Source organism: Paraburkholderia steynii (genome assembly GCF_900100565.1).
Lineage (GTDB): Bacteria > Pseudomonadota > Gammaproteobacteria > Burkholderiales > Burkholderiaceae > Paraburkholderia > Paraburkholderia terrae.
On record NZ_FNDI01000010.1, the window covers coordinates 1 to 17,324 of the forward strand.

General features: G+C 64.3%; 13 protein-coding genes. 5 read left to right on the forward strand and 8 right to left on the reverse strand.

Annotation, left to right across the window (positions count from 1 at the left end; all coding sequences use genetic code 11):
* Window positions 1–765: 765 nt before the first annotated feature.
* From BLT65_RS18865 to aspT (BLT65_RS18880), 4 genes are all read right to left on the reverse strand, one after another.
* Window positions 766–1,989 (reverse strand): pyridoxal-phosphate-dependent aminotransferase family protein, encoded by a 1,224-nt coding sequence (locus tag BLT65_RS18865; protein WP_091779876.1) that lies wholly within the window; start codon window positions 1,987–1,989, stop codon window positions 766–768.
* A 146-nt stretch (window positions 1,990–2,135) separates the two neighbouring features.
* Window positions 2,136–3,785 (reverse strand): bifunctional aspartate transaminase/aspartate 4-decarboxylase, encoded by a 1,650-nt coding sequence (locus tag BLT65_RS18870; protein WP_042307287.1) that lies wholly within the window; start codon window positions 3,783–3,785, stop codon window positions 2,136–2,138.
* Between the two features lie 133 nt (window positions 3,786–3,918).
* Window positions 3,919–5,604: an aspartate-alanine antiporter gene (gene aspT, locus BLT65_RS18875; RefSeq protein ID WP_042307285.1), complete on the reverse strand. Its 1,686-nt coding sequence runs from the start codon at window positions 5,602–5,604 to the stop codon at window positions 3,919–3,921.
* A 196-nt stretch (window positions 5,605–5,800) separates the two neighbouring features.
* Window positions 5,801–7,489 (reverse strand): aspartate-alanine antiporter, encoded by a 1,689-nt coding sequence (aspT, locus tag BLT65_RS18880; protein ID WP_091779879.1) that lies wholly within the window; start codon window positions 7,487–7,489, stop codon window positions 5,801–5,803.
* Window positions 7,490–8,066: 577 nt separating this feature from the next.
* On the opposite strand from aspT (BLT65_RS18880), the gene BLT65_RS18885 reads away from it, so the two are divergent.
* Complete coding sequence (locus tag BLT65_RS18885; RefSeq protein WP_091779882.1) at window positions 8,067–9,056, forward strand: LysR family transcriptional regulator; 990 nt, start codon at window positions 8,067–8,069, stop codon at window positions 9,054–9,056.
* A gap of 63 nt (window positions 9,057–9,119) precedes the next feature.
* The gene (locus tag BLT65_RS18890) at window positions 9,120–10,124 is read left to right on the forward strand and encodes a 2-hydroxyacid dehydrogenase (protein WP_091779885.1); all 1,005 of its coding nucleotides are present in this window, start codon (window positions 9,120–9,122) and stop codon (window positions 10,122–10,124) included.
* Between the two features lie 169 nt (window positions 10,125–10,293).
* Here BLT65_RS18890 and BLT65_RS18895 read toward each other — a convergent pair whose 3' ends face one another.
* Window positions 10,294–10,851, reverse strand: a complete 558-nt coding sequence (locus BLT65_RS18895; protein ID WP_091779888.1) for a plasmid fertility inhibition factor family protein — start codon at window positions 10,849–10,851, stop codon at window positions 10,294–10,296.
* Window positions 10,852–10,905: 54 nt separating this feature from the next.
* Window positions 10,906–11,082, reverse strand: coding sequence for a hypothetical protein (locus tag BLT65_RS47235; protein ID WP_167306507.1), 177 nt, complete (start codon window positions 11,080–11,082; stop codon window positions 10,906–10,908).
* Between the two features lie 41 nt (window positions 11,083–11,123).
* Here BLT65_RS47235 and BLT65_RS18900 point away from each other — a divergent pair, with 41 nt between their 5' ends.
* The 3 genes from BLT65_RS18900 (at window position 11,124) to BLT65_RS18910 (ending at window position 14,594) form a co-directional block, all read left to right on the forward strand.
* Window positions 11,124–11,978, forward strand: coding sequence for a crotonase/enoyl-CoA hydratase family protein (locus tag BLT65_RS18900; RefSeq protein ID WP_091779891.1), 855 nt, complete (start codon window positions 11,124–11,126; stop codon window positions 11,976–11,978).
* 216 nt (window positions 11,979–12,194) lie between these two features.
* Window positions 12,195–13,352, forward strand: a complete 1,158-nt coding sequence (locus BLT65_RS18905; protein ID WP_007738175.1) for an MFS transporter — start codon at window positions 12,195–12,197, stop codon at window positions 13,350–13,352.
* 84 nt (window positions 13,353–13,436) lie between these two features.
* Window positions 13,437–14,594, forward strand: a complete 1,158-nt coding sequence (locus BLT65_RS18910; RefSeq protein ID WP_091779894.1) for an MFS transporter — start codon at window positions 13,437–13,439, stop codon at window positions 14,592–14,594.
* 85 nt (window positions 14,595–14,679) lie between these two features.
* On the opposite strand, the gene fahA is transcribed toward BLT65_RS18910, so the two are convergent.
* Entirely contained in the window at window positions 14,680–15,990 is a 1,311-nt protein-coding gene (fahA, locus tag BLT65_RS18915) for a fumarylacetoacetase (RefSeq protein WP_167306508.1), read from the reverse strand.
* Window positions 15,987–17,309: a homogentisate 1,2-dioxygenase gene (gene hmgA, locus BLT65_RS18920; protein WP_091779900.1), complete on the reverse strand. Its 1,323-nt coding sequence runs from the start codon at window positions 17,307–17,309 to the stop codon at window positions 15,987–15,989. Before hmgA ends, fahA begins: the two co-directional genes overlap by 4 nt.
* Between the last annotated feature and the right edge of the window lie 15 nt (window positions 17,310–17,324).

A 17,324-nucleotide genomic window follows, 5' to 3' on the forward strand; every position in this document is an offset into this window, starting at 1 on the left:
GCGTCGCCCCTGTGCGGGGCGGCACCTACTTTTCTTTGCCGCCGCAAAGAAAAGTAGGCAAAAGAAAGCGGCTAACACCGCCAGTTCTTGTTCTTGTCCACGGGCCCCCAACGTCCCCACACTTCACACGACAACATCTTTGTTTGCGTGCGTTGCCAACGCTTCGAATGAACGCCTCACCCACTTCAAACACCCGCACACGTGCTAGCGGCAGCGAATGGTTTGTGCCGCCCAGGTGGCAAACTGTGTGTAGGTTGTCGCGACGTATAGCGTGGCGCTCTTACAGGGTGGAACGCGGGCGCTATCGGTCCGGAGTGAGGCGTGTGTGGTGCTACGGCCTACACACAGTTTGCCACCTGGGCGGCGGGGGACTATCTGGTAAGGCATGCTGAAACGCGGGAGCGTGAAGCGGGTGAGGCGCACCGCAAGAGCGCTGGCTACGAACATGGGTCACGTGATTGCCGTGTGAAGCGTAAGACCCTGTGGGGGCGCTCAGGCAAGAACTAGAACTGGCGGTGTTAGCCGCTTTCTTTTGCCTACTTTTCTTTGCGGCGGCAAAGAAAAGTAGGTGCCGCCCCGCACAGGGGCGACGCCTGAAGCACGCTAACAATTCGCGGATGCCAGCGCAAAGGCCAAAAAACACCGTAACGCGGATGCCAGCGAAAAGGCAAACACACCGACCGGCAACACCTGAACCACGAAGACAAACCGCGAACGCCAGCAAAAACACAAAGCAACCCACCCAGCGTCGCAGACAAAAAAACCTCAATCCCTACCAGCCAGCGCCCGCTCAAGCGCCGCCACACCAGCTGGCAAATCCACCCCAACCCCGAGCTCAACCATAGTCCGCCCAAACGCATGCAGCGTACGAAAGAGGTTATGAGCGCGAGCCTGCTCGCCCATCTGCCCGATCCGCACAATGGGCAACCCAAAAGACCCCGAAATCTCAACCTGATGAAACCGCGAGATATGCGCGCAAATATCCGCCGGCGTCAGTCCCGCCTTTTGCCCAACGGGCACCTCAATCCCAACAACAGAATTCAACCGGCACTCAGCCGGCGCATATAAGGCCAAACCCATCGCACTGATCCCCGCCTGCAACGCAAGCGAGCACTTCAAATGCCGGGCAAAACGCTTCTCCAGCGTCTCCGCGCAAACAAGCCGCAACGCCTCGTGCAACGCAAGCACGCCCGACACAGGCGCCGTGTAGTGATACCCCGCGTTGTGCCAGAAATTCTCCGCCAGCGACGCATCCAGACACCAATGCGCACTAGCATGCGGACGCCCCTTCACCCGCTCCCACGCCGCATCCGAAAACGCGATCAGCGAAACACCCGGAATCGACGACAACCCCTTCTGCCCGCCCGTGATCACGGCATCGATCCCCCACGCATCCATTTCGAGCGGCATGGTCGACAGCGTGCAGACGGCATCGACGACAACCAGCGCGCCCGCCTTCTTGGCCAGCGCCGCAATATCCTTGAGGTGGTAATTCCAGACGGTGTTCGACGTCTCGCCCTGCACGATCGTCACGATCTCCGGACGCGTGCGCCGGATCGCTTCCTCGACCTGCTCGAGCGTCGCGACCGCACGATCGCCAACTTCCAGCAGCGAGACATCGGCGCCAACGCGCCGGCCCATCTCCGCCATCCGCGCGCTGAAAAAGCCGTTCTTGATGCTCAACACCCGGGTGCCCTGCCACGCGAGATTGGAGATCGCCATCTCCATCGCCGCCGAGCCCGGCCCCGCCACGCCCAGCACCCACTTCGAGTTCGTCTGGAACACGTAGCGCGCCATCGTCTTCACCTGCCCGACCACCTTCGCCATCGTGTTGCCCAGATGGTTGATGACGATCGCATTGGCCTTAGCGACGGCGGCGGGAATCGGCACCGGGCCGGCGCCCATCATCAGGAGTGGCTCTTCGGGAAGAATCGCGTCGAGCGATTCGACTTCAGGACAGGGAACGACGTTGGACGTTGTAATGGTCATGATCGGAACGCATGGAACGGGGAACGGGAACAGGAAAACGGCCCGCCGCGCGCAGCAACACCTGCGGGCGGCGGGCCGTCTTTCGATCATTCACCCATATGTCCGATTGCGCAAGAGATGCATCCCGGTCTTTGCCTGCCGGATTGTCACTTGACCTCTTTGCGTTGAATGCTCTTGCCCGTCTCCTTGGTGTAGCGCTCGACGTATTCCTCCGTGAGCTTGCGGATCGCGCGCCCGATCTTGCGATAGTCGGACTCGTTGAGATTCGCCAGCGACACGCGCCCCGAAGGATGCTTGGTGCCGAAGCCCATCCCCGGCAGCAACACGACCCGCGCATCGGTTGCCAGACGGAACAGCAGTTCCGACGCCTCGGTATGCTTGAGCAGCCAGTCGACGAACTCACGGCCATACGCGCGCTCGCCGAAGTACTCCATGTCGATGATCGTGTAGTAGTCGACCTGGTTCGCGTCCTTCTCGTCGAACGCGATGCCGATTTCCTCGAACAGCGCGCGCTTGCGATTGCGGATCAGGCGCTTCAGCGCGTTCTTGTACGCATCCGGCGTGTCCATCAGCGAGAACAGCGAGAACAGCACCATCTGCACCTGTTGCGGCGTCGACAGGCCCGCCGTGTGATTCAGCGCGACGGTGCGGCTGTCGGCGACCAGCCGGTCGATAAACTTCAGCTTTTCCGGCTCCGTCGTGATCGACTCGTAGCGATGGTGCAGGATCTTCTTCGCGTCCTTCGGCAGCTCGGCAATCAGCTTGTCGAGGATGTTGTCCTTATGCGTCGCGATCGCGCCGAGACGCCAGCCCGTCGCGCCGAAATACTTCGAGTACGAGTACACGAGAATCGTGTTCTTGGGCGCGAGCGCAAACAGCGATACGAAGTCGTCGGCGAAGGTGCCGTACACGTCGTCCGTTAGCAGGATCAGGTCGGGGCGTTCCTTGACGATCTCCGCAATGTATTCGAGGCTCTCGTCGCTGATCTTCACGGAAGGCGGATTGCTCGGGTTCACAAGGAAGAACGCTTTCACCTTCGGATCGCGCAGCTTGTCGAGCTCGGCCTTCGAGTACTGCCAGTTGTTCTCGACATCGGCATCCAGATTGACCACATTCAGCTCGTAGTCGTTGAGCGTCGGAATCTCGATGTACGGCGTGAAGATCGGGCGGCCGAGCGCGATGGTGTCGCCCGCCTTGATCAGATGGTTCTGCTTCATCGTGTTGAAGATGTACGTCATCGCGGCCGTACCGCCTTCGACGGCAAAGATGTCGAACTCGCCGACGAACGGATACTTGCCGATCATCTCGCGCCGCAGATACTGCCCGACGATGACCTCCGACAGCTTCAGCATCCGGTCCGGCACCGGGTAGTTCGACGCAAGAATGCCTTCGCACATCTCGTACAGGAAATCAGTGCCCGACAGGCCTAGCTGATCGCGCACGTACGACACGGCGCCCGCGAGAAACTCGATGCCGGGCAGCCCCTTGTTCTCGCGCAGGAACAGCTCGAAGCGCTCGGCCAGCCCTTCCCGCTTCGGAAAGCCGCCGACGCCTTCGGGCATATACGCGAACGAGCGCTCCGATTCGCGCATCGCAAAGAGACCCAGTTGCCAGAAACCGTGGCGCGGAATCGTCGCGAGAAAATTCGGGTTGCCGCGGCCGGCGTTCAGCATCGACGCATTGGCCGGGCGCTCGACGGCGCCGCCGCCTGCTGCCTTGATCAGTTCGTCCTTCAGCTCGAACGGGCTGAGCGCCTGCATCGCTGCCTGCTCTTTGCTCTTGTTGTCCTTTGCCATGATCGGTTCTCCAGTGAAAGGGGAAATGCGCCGGCGCTTTCCAGGCAACGGGCAACGGCTCGTGCCGCGCACCGGCTTCAATACGTACAGACGGTTCCGCCGACGGCACGCACGGCCCGTCGGCGGTGTGAGTTCAGACCAGCCCGACGACGAGCGGCCCCAGCAATGTCAGCAGCACGTTCGCAATCGCATACGTGATCGCGAACGGCACGGTCGGCACGGCGCTTTCGGCCTTGTCCAGCACGCCGCCGAACGCCGGGTTCGCGCTGCGCGAGCCGGACAGCGCGCCCGCCAGAATCGCCGCGTTGTCGTAACGCAGCACGTAACGGCCGAACAGCATCGTCAGCAGCAGCGGGACCAGCGTCACGACCACGCCGAGCAGGAAGATCGTGACGCCGAGTTGCTTGATCGTCGTCACGGCCTGCAACCCCGAGTTCAGCCCGACCACCGACACGAACGCGGCCAGCCCGAAGTCCTGCAACAGTCTCGATGCGGCGGGCGGCATGACGCCGTACATCGGATGCTTGCCGCGCATCCAGCCGAACACAAGGCCCGCGAGCAGGCAGCCGCCGCCCGAACCGAGCGTGAGCGGCACGCCGCCGATATTGACCACGATCAGGCCGATCAGCAGGCCGATCACCATGCCGACGCCCATGTAGATGAAGTCGGTCTTGATCGAGTACGGCAGCTCGTAGCCCGTCGCCGCGACGGCGCGCTTCGTGTCCTTCGCGGAGCCGAAGTAGGTCAGCACGTCGCCGTGCTCGAGTTTCGTCTCCGGCATGATCGGCACCGGCTGGCCGACCCGCGTGATGCTTTCGAGGAACACGCCGTGGCGCAGATCGCGATCGACGGTTTCGCGCACTTTCTGGATCGTCGTGTGGTTCAGGCCTTTTGCAGTGAACACGGCCTGGCGTGTCTGCATGACGGCGCTGACGTCGGTGACGTCCGAGATTTCCGTGCCGATTGTCGGCGCGACGGGCACCATGCCCTCGCGCCGCCCGACAACGAGCACGACGTCGTCAGCCGCGAGCACGACATTCGGTCCCGGCTCGATCTCCTTGCCGGCGCGGCGGATTTTTTCGATCGACACGAAGTCCTGCGCGGCCATTTCGATCTCGGACACCTTGCGCCCCGCCGCTGGCCCGACCCTGAACGCCCGCCCGACCAGCTCGGGCAGCGCCGCCAGTTGCCCCGGCGCACGCGACGGCGTGCCGCCCGCGAGCTTCGCCTCGGCGTCGAGCGCGGCCGAACGCAGGTCGCGGCCCATGAACTTCGGCAGGATGTTCACGCACACGATGATCGCGCCGAGCGAGCCGAACACGTAGGTCACCGCGTACGCAATCGCGACGTCCGACTGCAGCGACTTCACTTCTTCGGCGGGCAGGCCGAGACGCGCGATCGCATCGCCCGCCGTGCCGATGATCGCCGACTGCGTGAGCGCGCCGCCCGCGAGGCCCGCCGCCAGCCCCTTGTTCAGATGGAAAATCTTCGCGCAGATGATGACGGTGACTAGCGCCGAGATGGCGAGAAACAGCGCCATGGCGATCTCGCGCAAGGTCTTGCGGTTCAGCGAGTTGAAGAAGCCCGGCCCCGAGTCGTAACCGACCGCGTAGATGAAGACGGCGAACATCACCGCCTTCACGCCGCTGTCGATCGACACGCCCGCCTGACTGATCACGACAGCTGCCAGCAGCGAGCCCCCGACGCCGCCCAACTGGAACTTGCCGAACTTGATCTGACCGATGAAGTACCCCACGGCCAGCGATAAAAACAACGCTATCTCGGGTGACTTGTGAAAAATGTTGTGTATCAGATCCATCGTGCCCTCTCAAGAAAAAGCGCGCGCGGGCGACCCGCGGCGAAACGCAGCAGACGACGTGGCACTACCGTCCGCGACCCTTGCCCGCACAGCCTTGCTGGTTGCGCGGGCATTTCGATTTTGCTTTTGTTCGCCTCAGCCTTACTTGCCCATTCGCAAACCCGCGGCTTCGTGCCGGGTGCGCCGGTCGTCCCCGTCAGCCGCCGAATTTCGCCGCCATCCCGACCACGACGGGACCCATCAGCGGCAGCAGGATGTTCGATAACGCGTAGGTGATCGTGTAGCCGATGACGGGCGTCGAATTGCCCGTCACGCCGACCAGCGCACTGATTGCGGGCGTGCTGCACTGCTGGCCGGCAATCGCGCCGAGCAGCATCGGCGCGTCGAGCTTCAGGAACATCCGGCCGATCCACAGCGACAGCAGACCGGGCACCAGTACCATCAGAATCCCGGCGACGGGCAGCGCGAGGCCATACTCGCGCACGAGCTTGATCGCATCCGGTCCGGCCGACAGCCCGACGGCGGCGATGAAGGTCGCCAGCCCGAAGTCCTTGATGATTTGCGCAGCCGCGGGCGGCAGCGACCCGATGACGGGATAGTGCGAACGGATCCAGCCGAACAGCAGCCCGGACAGCAGACATCCGCCGCCCGTGCCGAGCGCGAGCGTGATGCCGCCGATGCTGCCCGACAATCGCCCGATCGCCATGCCGATCAGCACGCCGAGGCCGAGATAGACGAAATCGGTCTTCAAGGTGGCGGGCAGCAGGTAGCCCAGCCGCTTCGCGCCGCGCAGCACGTCGGCCTTCGCGCCGACCAGCGTCAGCACGTCGCCGCGGTTCAGTTCGGTGCCGGGCAGCGCGGGCACGCGCGACTCCAGCCGCGTGACGGCCGCGATGTAGATGCCGCGGCCCTGGTCCGGGTCGGCCCGCTCGCGCAACTGACGGATCGTCGCGCCGTGCGCGTCCTTGCGCGTGAGCACGACGTCGACCATCTCGGCGAGTGCCGTCGAGAAATGATGGCCCGACGCGACTTCCTCGCCGAGCGACGGCGCAGCGGCAACCAGCGCCTCGCGCCGTCCATCGACCAGCACGAGGTCGTCGGCAGCGAGCACGACGTCGGGCGCGACGGCCAGCGGCGCGCCGCGGCGTTCGATCTGCTCGATCGTCAGGTTGTGGCCGTATTTCGCCTCGAAGGCGCCAATCGCGACGCCCGCCGCCGGACCGACGCGGAATGCGCGCCCCACCAGCGCGGGCGCGGCAAGCCGCTCCCCTTCCCCGAGCGAGTCGCCGCCGCCGAGTTGCCGCCACACTCGCTCGGCTTCGTCGCGCAGATCCACGCGCAACAGCAGCGCAGCGAACTGGCTCGTGAAAAGCACGATCGTGATAAGCCCGAACAGATAGCTGACGCTGTAGGCAGTGACGATGTTCGCCTGCAGGCGTAACGTCTCGGCCTCGGCCAAGCCGAGCTTCGCGACGGCTTCCGACGCCGTGCCGATCACCGCCGACTCGGTCGCCGCGCCCGCCAGCAGGCCTGCTGCCGTGCCCGGATCGAGATGCAGCAGCCAGACGGCGAACATCACGAGCGCGAGCACCGAGACGATTTCGACGACGGACAACAGCCCGTAACGCCAGCCGCGCCCGATGTTGGCGAAGAATTGAGGCCCGCCCGTGAAGCCGAGCGCGAAGATGAACAGCGCAAACGCGATGTTCTTGAGGTCGGGCCCAATACGCGCGCCCGTCTGCCCGAGCAGCAACGACACGATCAGCGTGCCGCACACGCCGCCCAACTGGATTGGGCCGATTTTGAACGAGCCGATAAAATATCCGAGCGCAAGACTCGCGAACAGCGCAATCTCCGGCTGAGACTTAAGCAATTCGGCGACCATGTTCGGATTTCCCGGCAAAGCGGAACGTTGTATGAATCTTTTTAAAAAATAGACCGCGATAATCCGCACGGCAATTAGTCGCGTTTAATTGAAGCGCGCGCGAATATCCGCCGGATTAACCAGTGATATTCGAAGCGGTTGAAATGCGCCGCACTGACGGATTTACGTCAGATGAAACAGCGCGATCGGCGAGAAGCCCCGAATCAGCTTGTGTTGCTTCTGTTGACAGACATCGTTCCCTCGCAAAGTTGTCGAACAACCCGGAACACGCTCTTGCAGCCGAAGGCTTTTTTTATGTCCGCATTTGAAGCGCGCGGAAATCGTATAGATAGATTCCGCTATATGACAAAAACGCCAGCCTTTTTACAATTTCGAAATAGCGCCGTCGTTTTAATAGATATTGTAATTGCCAGCGACTGTCAATATTATTTTTGTGCCGGATCTGCAAAATTTCCGAACCCTCAGATTGTCTGCAATCTGAGGTATGACACCCGCAAAAGGCCGACGCAGAAAGCTGCCGCACGCCACAGCCGGGTCAACGACGCGCGGCAGAACCGCGCTAGACGAGGGCGCCACCATGAATCAGATCTATGCCATGCGGGTCTTTGTCCGGGTTGCCGAAACACAGAGCTTCAGGCGCGCGGCCCAGCAGCTGAAAGTATCGAACGCGCTCGTGACGCGCTCGATCGCCACACTCGAAGCGCACCTGCACGCGCGCCTCATCAACCGCACGACGCGCAACCTTTCGCTGACCGAGGCCGGCACGCACTATCTGGAAGGCTGCCGCGGACTGCTCGAGGAACTCGACCATCTGGAAGGCTCGGTCGCGGGCACCGAGCGCGAGCCGGGCGGCACGCTGCGCGTCGTCGCGACGGGCGCGCTGTCGCCGCAGGCGCTCACGCAACTGCTCGACGGTTACCGCCGGCGCTTTCCGAAGGTGCATATCCGGCTCACGCTCGCCGAGCGCCTGCCGCATCTGATCGAAGACGGCTATGACGTGGGCCTCTTCGTTGCGGGCCCGATGCCAGCGACCGCGTCGGCGGATACCGACAGTGTCGAGCTGTCGTTTGCGACGCAGCGCCTCGTGCCGTGCGCCGCGCCGTCCTATCTGGCTGCGCGCGAGGAGCCGCGCCATCCCGATCATCTGGCGCTGCATTCGTGCATCGCGACGCCTTCCGAGCAACGCGGCCCGACCGTCTGGCATTTCATCGAAAGCGATGGCGACGCGCAGCCCGTCACGCTCGATCCGTCGTACATGGTCAACAGCCCGCTGCTGGTGCGGCTCGCGGCGATTGCCGGAATGGGCGTCGCGGTGCTGCCCGAGCCGCTCGTCGCCGACGACTTCGCAACGGGCGCGCTGAAGCGCATCATGCAGGACTACACCGTCGACGAATCGCAGGCCAAGGTGTCGCTCGTCTATCCGCGCCGCCGTCATCTGCCCGCGAAAACGCGCGCGTTCGTCGATTACACGCTCGAGCATGCGGGTTGTCCGGCGTCAGCGCTGCCCACCGACGCGCATGCAATCATCGCGCACGACCTGCATCCCGCCGCGCAGCATGCTTCGTGAGCCGCGCGCGGTTGCTCACGCATCGATGACGCCCTGCGGGCGTCGATCAGGAGGCCAGTGACCATGCGCATGATTCTGTTCAGCAGCCGCCAGTACGATATCGACACGTTCACGGAGGCGAATGCCGCGTACCGCTACGAGTTGCACTTCCAGGAGTCGCATCTCGAAGCGGACACGGCCGTCCTCGCCGAGGGTTTCGACGTCGTGTGCCCGTTCGTCAACGACCTGGTCGACGCCGCCACGCTCGAACGCCTGCATGCGGGCGGCACGCGGCTCATCGCACTGCGCTCGGCGGGCTTCAATCACGTCGACCTTGCGACGGCGCAGCGGCTCGGTATCGGCGTCGTGCGCGTGCCCGCCTATTCACCGCATGCGGTCGCCGAGCACGCGGTCGGGATGATCCTGGCGCTGAACCGCAAACTCGCGCGCGCCGTGGCCCGCACGCGCGAAGGCGACTTCTCGCTGAACGGACTGCTCGGTTTCGATTTGCACGGCAAGACGGTCGGCGTGATCGGCACGGGGATTATCGGGCGCTGCTTCGCGCGCATCATGGCGGGCTTCGGCATGCAGGTGCTCGCGCACGATCCCGGGCCGCCTGCCACCGAGCTGCTGGCGCTCGGCGGGCGCTATGTGCCGCTCGATACGCTGCTCGCGGATTCGGACGTCGTGAGCCTGCATTGCCCGCTGCTGCCGTCGACGTATCACCTGATCGATCGCCACGCGCTCGCGAAGATGAAGCGCGGCGCGATGCTGATCAATACGGGGCGCGGTGGGCTGGTCGAAAGCAATGCGCTGGTCGGCGCGCTCAAGAGCGGCCAGTTGGGGCATCTCGGGCTCGATGTGTACGAGGAAGAAGGCGGGATTTTTTTCGAGGACCACTCGAATCTGCCGTTGCAGGATGACGTGCTTGCGCGGCTGTTGATGTTTCCTAATGTGATTGTGACCGCGCATCAGGCTTTTTTTACCCGCGAGGCGATGACGGAAATCGCGCAGACTACGCTCGGTAATGTTGAAGCGTGGCGCGACGGCACGGCGCGGAATGTCGTCGAGGCGCCTACGGGCGGCTGAAATGGGTTTAGCGTAGGTTTGCTGGGATTTTTTTTTGCTACGCAAGCAGTGTGGGTTGGGGTGCGGTTCTGCTTATTGCTCTCACGCAAAGGCCAAAAACACCGTCGCGCGGATGCTAGCGCAAACACGAGCAAACCAAACCAACGCATCGCAGACAAACCCACAACGATCACGCCCGCGGCCCGCCAGCCACATTCCCCGAAGTAGGCCGCAACGCCATGCGCGCATCATCGGACGCACCACAGTATTGCCGCAAGAGTGCCGCCTCGCGCTCATGCACTTCCACTGGAAACCACACGGCGCCCGCCGCCATCATGTACCGCGCGCGATGCTGCCCGTTGCGGAACGCGACCACACCTTCATGTTCCAGCCTGAGCCAGCCAAGCAGCCCCGGCGCGCGGCGCGTCGAGATCGTCACATACGGCATCTGCGGAATGCGCACGTTGGAAGCATCGAGAAACTCGCGAATACCGCGCAACTTCCCAGGATGCCATTCCTGCACAGGCGGCAGCACATAATCGGTATCGTCACGATCGGCACACGCAATGAGCTTGCGCGCATCGACGAGCACCACCTGATGGCGCGTGCCGTCCGTCGTGAAGACGCGCTTCAGACGCACGTGACCATACGGCGGATGTTCCTGCAGCGGCACGATCCAGACAGGCTCGCTGCCGGACGACGGCGATGCCGCGGGAGACGGAGTCGGTAGTTGCATCAGTGTGGACATCGGGCGTACTCCATGCGCCGGTGCGTGCGCGCGCCCTGGCTGTTCGAAATTCGCCTAAGCTACGAGTCGATTGTTAAAACCACGTGACTTGGCGGCAAGCGATTCGCGCTGCATCGCCGCCCGTGCGCCACGCATCGTCGCGCAGGCTTTTGCTTCTGCTTTAGCGGTCGTTTTGCGCGGTTCTTTAGGGTGTCGCCGCACGCACAACCGGTTTTTTTCAGTGCTCTTCATCCAGTCTAGGTCTTGCAATGCAGCCCGAACCGGAGAGAACGATGGCTAGCGAACAGTTCGGCGAATTCGTGCGAATCGAAACTGCACAAAAAAACCCAACTGCACAGAAACAGCAAGTTGTGCTCCCGGTCGATGCCGTCGCAACGATCGTCATCGACCGTCCCGCGCGCCGCAATGCCGTCGATCGTCCGACGGCGGAAGCCCTCGCCGCCGCGTTCCGCCGCTTCGAGGCCAACGACGCGTGGCGCGCCGCCGTGCTGACGGGCGCGGGCGGCACCTTCTGCGCGGGCGCGGACCTCACTGCTTTACAAGACGACGAACGGCGCAACGAATTGCACGCCGACGGCAGCGGCCCCGGACCGATGGGACCGACGCGCATGATGTTCACCAAGCCCGTAATCGCGGCGATTGCCGGCCATGCGGTGGCGGGCGGCCTGGAACTCGCGGCGATGTGCGATCTGCGCGTGGTCGAAGCGGACGCCGTGCTGGGCGTGTTTTGCCGGAGGGTGGGCATTCCTCTGATCGATGGCGGGACGATCCGGCTGCCGCGTCTGATCGGCCAGTCGCGCGCGCTCGATCTGATCCTGACGGGCCGCGCCGTCACGGCCGACGAAGCGCTCGCGTTCGGCCTTGCCAACCGCGTCGTGCCGAAGGGTGCAGCGCGCGCCGCCGCCGAACAGCTCGCCGCCGAACTGGCCGCGTTCCCGCAGGCGGCACTGCTGGCGGACCGCCGCTCCGTCTATGAAAACTCGCCGCTCGGCGATTTGCCCGAAGCACTGCGCCGCGAAGGCGCAGGCGGCTACGCGGCCGTGTTCTCCCAGGGCGTGGCGGGAGCGGCCGCGTTCGCCGCGGGCGCGGGCCGTCACGGCGGCTCGCTAGAGAAAAAAGTCCCTTGAAATAAGGGGTTTTCGCTGCGAAATCGCGCCGAATTCGCGCCGCAATCGACGAAATACAACAGTGCGCGAAGCAGGCCGCACAGCCGAATTGGCTTAGGTACAATCCCCTACTGATTTACCCTTTGCCGGCGCACGCGCACTCGTCCCGAATACGCGCGACGGCAACGCGAACGGCCTTCCCGTCCGCCGCCGCGACCCTCCCGTGAAAGTCCCATCATGCCTTTGCCCCTGCTTGCACTTGCCGTTGCCGCGTTTGGAATCGGTACCACCGAGTTCGTCATCATGGGGTTGCTGCCCGACGTCGCGCGCGATCTGAGCGTGTCGATTCCGGCGGCGGGCATGCTCGTGTCGGCGTATGCGCTCGGCGTGACGATCGGCGCGCCGATCGTCGCGATCGCGGTCGCCAACATGCCGCGCAAGAAAGCGCTGATGAGCCTGATCGGCATCTTCATTCTCGGCAATCTGCTGTGCGCAATCGCGCCGGGCTACGCGGTGCTGATGGCCGCGCGCATCGTCACCGCCTTCTGCCACGGTGCGTTCTTCGGCATCGGCTCGGTGGTCGCAGCCGGCCTCGTCGCGCCGAACCGCCGGGCGCAGGCCATCGCACTGATGTTCACGGGTCTCACGCTCGCCAACGTGCTCGGCGTGCCGCTCGGCACGGCGCTTGGTCAGGCCGTCGGCTGGCGCGCGACGTTCTGGGCCGTGACGGGCATCGGCGTGATCGCGGCCATCGCGCTCGCGGTGTGTCTGCCGTCGAAGATCGAGATGCAGAAGGCGAGCCTCGTCCACGAATTCACCGTGCTCAAGAACCCGCAGGTGCTGATGGTGCTCGGCACGAGCGTGCTGGCGTCGGCGAGCCTGTTTTCGACCTTCACCTACATCACGCCGATCCTCGAAGACGTGACGGGCTTCACGCCGCATGCGGTGACGATGGTGCTGCTGCTGTTCGGCCTTGGGTTGACGGTGGGCAGCACGATCGGCGGCAAGCTCGCCGACTGGCGCCCGGTGCAGTCGCTGCTGTCGTTCCTGCTGGCGATCGTCGCGATCCTGTCCGTTTTCGCGATGACGATGCACAGCGAAATCCCCGCGATGCTGACGATTTTCCTGTGGGGCGTGCTCGCGTTCGCGATCGTGCCGCCGCTGCAGATGCTGATCGTCGACCGCGCGAGCAGCGCGCCGAACCTGGCTTCGACGCTGAATCAAGGCGCGTTCAACCTCGGCAATGCGACGGGCGCGTGGCTCGGTGGCATGGCGATCGGCGCGGGCGCGCCGCTCACGTCGCTGCCGTGGGTCGGCGTCGCGACGGCGGCGGGAGCGGTGGCGCTGACGTGGTGGTCGGTGTCGCTTGACCGGCGCTTGCCCGTGGCGGGCTAAGCGCGCTACGCGACATACCCGGAGCGTGCATCTTGCCATCACAGGGTGCGCGTGACATGCGGGCGGTGTAGCATCTCGCCCGATATGAAAGTCGTCTTCTCCCGTGATTTCCTTGCGCTGATCCTGAGCGTGGCCGTGGTCGGCCTCGGCAGCGGCGCGACACTTCCCCTCACCGCCCTCGCGCTGACGCAAGCGGGCTACGGCACCGATGTCGTCGGCCTGCTGACGGCCGCCCAGGCGGGCGGCGGCCTGCTCGTCGTGCCGATTGCCGGCTGGCTCGCCGCGCGCTGTGGCGGCCGGCAGGCGATCTTCGGCTCGGTGCTGATCGTCGCGATCGCCACTGCGCTGATGCAACTCACCGCCAATCTGCTCGTCTGGGCCGTGCTGCGCTCGCTATGCGGCGCGGCGCTGATGCTGCTGTTCACGATCGGCGAAGCGTGGGTCAACCAGCTCGCCGACGATGCGTCGCGCGGCCGCGTCGTCGCAATCTATGCGACGAACTTCACGCTGTTCCAGATGGCGGGCCCCGTGCTCGTCAGTCAGATTGCGCGGTTCGAGCACTGGCGCTTTCTGATCTGCGGCGCGATCTTCCTGATCGCGTTGCCCGTGCTGTCGATGATCCGCTCGGCGCCGCACGCATCCGACGAACACGAGCCGCACGGCAGCTGGCGACACGTGTTACCGCAGATGCCCGCGCTCGTGATCGGCACGGGATTCTTCGCGCTGTTCGATACGATCGCGCTGTCACTGATGCCGCTCTTCGCGATGGCGCATGGCATTCCGAGCGAAGTGGCCGTGCTGTTCGCATCCGCGCTGCTGCTCGGCGACACGACCATGCAGTTCCCCATCGGCTGGCTCGCGGACCGGCTCGGGCGCGAGCGCGTGCATATCGGCTGCGCGGTGCTGGTCGTCGTGCTGCTGCCACTGTTGCCGTGGGCCGTGCAGTCGCCGTGGCTATGCTGGCCGCTGCTCTACGTGCTCGGCGCGGCGGCGGGCGCGATCTATACGCTGTCGCTGGTCGCGTGCGGCGAGCGCTTTCGCGGCGTGGCGCTGGTGTCGGCGAGTTCGCTGGTCGGCGCGTCGTGGAGTATCGCGAGCTTTGGCGGGCCGCTGATTGCGGGCGCGTTGATGAAGAGCGTGGGCAATGACGCGATGATCGGCGTGGTGCTCGCGAGCGCGCTGGCGTTTCTCGCGGCGGCGTTGTGGGAGAAGCGGCGCGGCGTCGTGAACGCGGCGTCGTGAAGACTATGCCAAGGTCCGCGCGGGCGTGACGCCGCGCGCGGATTGCTGGTTCAATGCGCGTCGAGTGTGACGTGCCGCTACAGCGTTACTTATGCGCCGGCAAAATCTCGCCGACGCAAGTACCAAAGCCGACGCGATAACCATCGCCCTGGCACCATCCCGCGAGCGTCAGTTCGTCGCCGTCTTCGATGAATCCGCGTGTGCCCCCGTCCTTCAGTTGCAGCGGATTCTTTCCGTTCCAGGTCAGTTCCAGCAGGCTGCCGAACGAATCATCCGTGGGTCCGCTGATCGTCCCCGAACCCATCAGATCGCCGACACGCGTATTGCAGCCCGACACCGTGTGATGCGCGAGTTGCTGCGCCATCGTCCAGTACATGTGGCGGAAGTTCGTGCGCGCGATGGTCGTCGCTTCTCTCGCGCCGTGCGGTTTGAGCAGCACTTCGAGCGAAATGTCGAAGGCGTGCTCCCCGGCGTGGCGCAGATACTCGAGCGGCTGCGGGTCCTGCGCGGGCTGCGCGACGCGGAACGGTTCGAGCGCGTCCAGCGTGACGATCCACGGCGAAATGGTCGTCGCGAAACCCTTGGAGTTGAACGGGCCGAGCGGCACGTATTCCCACTGCTGGATATCGCGCGCGCTCCAGTCGTTCAGCAGCACCATGCCGAAGATGTGATCTTCCGCTTCACCGCACTTGATCGGCTCGCCAAGCGCATTGCCGCGACCGACGATGAAACCCGTCTCCAGTTCGATATCGAGCTTGCGGCACGCACCGAACACGGGGCGCTCCTGATCGGGCAGCTTCAACTGTCCGTTCGGACGGCGCACGGGCGTGCCGCTCACCACCACCGACGAAGCCCGTCCGTTGTACCCAATTGGAATCTCCAGCCAGTTCGGCAGCAACGCGTTCTTCGGATCGCGGAACATCGAGCCGACGTTCGTCGCGTGTTCCTTCGACGAATAGAAATCCGTATAGCCCGGAATCTGCACGGGCAGATACAGCGTCGCGTCGGACTGACGGATCAGCGCGCGGTTGCGCAGTTCGGCGTCGTCGCGCAACGTCGCGTGATCGCGCGACAGCAGTTTGCTCAACTGGATACGCACACTGCGCCACGTGTCGCGGCCAAGCGCGATGAAATCGTTCAGCGCGTCGCGCACGAACACGCTGTCGCCCGCGCCCGACGACGCCACCGTCAGCAGGCCCGCGCTTTCGAGCGCGGCCAGATCGACGATGCAGTTGCCGATCGCGACGCCCGCGCGACGCGTCGCATTCAGCCCATCGCTAAAGATGCCGAACGGCAGGTTCTGGATCGGGAAGTCGCAGGACGGCTGGTTCGCCGACTCGACCCAACTTTTGCGCGACGCGTCGAGCGTCGCCTGAAGATCGCTCGATGCGTTCATCGTTGCTCCGGATTGAAGTGTTTCTTGAGACCTTGCCAGCACTCGTAGTAATGCGCCTGAAGCTGCGCCGTTTCGAGCGCGAAGCGGGTCGGCTTGATCAGCGTGCGCGTCTCGAACATGAAGGCCATCGTGTTGTCGACCTTGTTCGGCTTGCTGGTGTCGATGTTCGACGCCTTCTCGAACGTGTCGGCGTCCGGGCCGTGGCCCGACATGCAGTTGTGCAGGCTCGAGCCGCCCGGCATGAAGCCTTCGGCTTTCGCGTCGTACGCGCCATGCACGAGGCCCATGAACTCGCTCGCGACATTGCGATGGAACCACGGCGGACGGAACGTATCTTCGGCGGCCAGCCAGCGCGGCGGGAAGATCACGAAGTCGATCGAATCGACGCCCGGCGTGTCGCTTTGCGATTGCAGCACGAGGAAGATCGACGGGTCCGGGTGGTCGTAGCTGATCGAGCCAATCGTATTGAAGTGACGCAGATCGTATTTGTACGGCGCGTAGTTGCCGTGCCACGCGACCACGTCGAGCGGCGAATGATCGATGTCCGCGCGCCACAGGTGGCCGTTCAGCTTCGCGACCAGTTCGAAGTCGCCTTCGCGGTCTTCATACGCGGCATGCGGCGTGAGGAAATCGCGCGGATTCGCGAGGCCGTTCGAGCCGATCGGACCGAGGTCGGGCAGGCGCAACTGCGCGCCGAAGTTCTCGCAGATGTAGCCGCTCGCGCGGCCGTCCGGCAGCGCCACCGAAAACCGCACACCGCGCGGAATCACCGCGATCTCGAACGGCTCGACGTCGAGCTTGCCCATCTCAGTGAAGATCGAAAGACGCCCGGCTTGCGGCACGATCAGCAGTTCGCCGTCGGCGTTGTAGAAGTAGCGGTCCTGCATCGACTGGTTGGCCGCGTACACGTGGATCGCGCACCCGCTCATCGCTTCCGCCGCGCCGTTGCCCGCCATCGTCACCCAGCCGTCGATGAAATCGGTCGGCTCGGTCGGCATCGGCAGCGGGTCCCAGCGCAGCTGGTTGGGCGGCGTGGGCGGCACGTCGGCGAAATTCGCGACGAGCCGGTGCGACGGCAGCGCCGTGAACGGCTGATGTACGGCAGCGGGACGAATGCGATACAGCCAGGAACGGCGGTTATGGCCGCGCGGCGCCGTGAACGCGGTGCCCGACAGTTGTTCCGCGTACAGCCCATAGGGCGCGCGCTGCGGCGAGTTACGGCCTTGCGGCAGCGCGCCGGGCAAGGCTTCCGTAGCGAATTCGTTAACGAAGCCGGACTGATAGCCCGGCTGGATTTCGCGTCGTGTGGATGATTCCATGCAAAGTCTCCAATG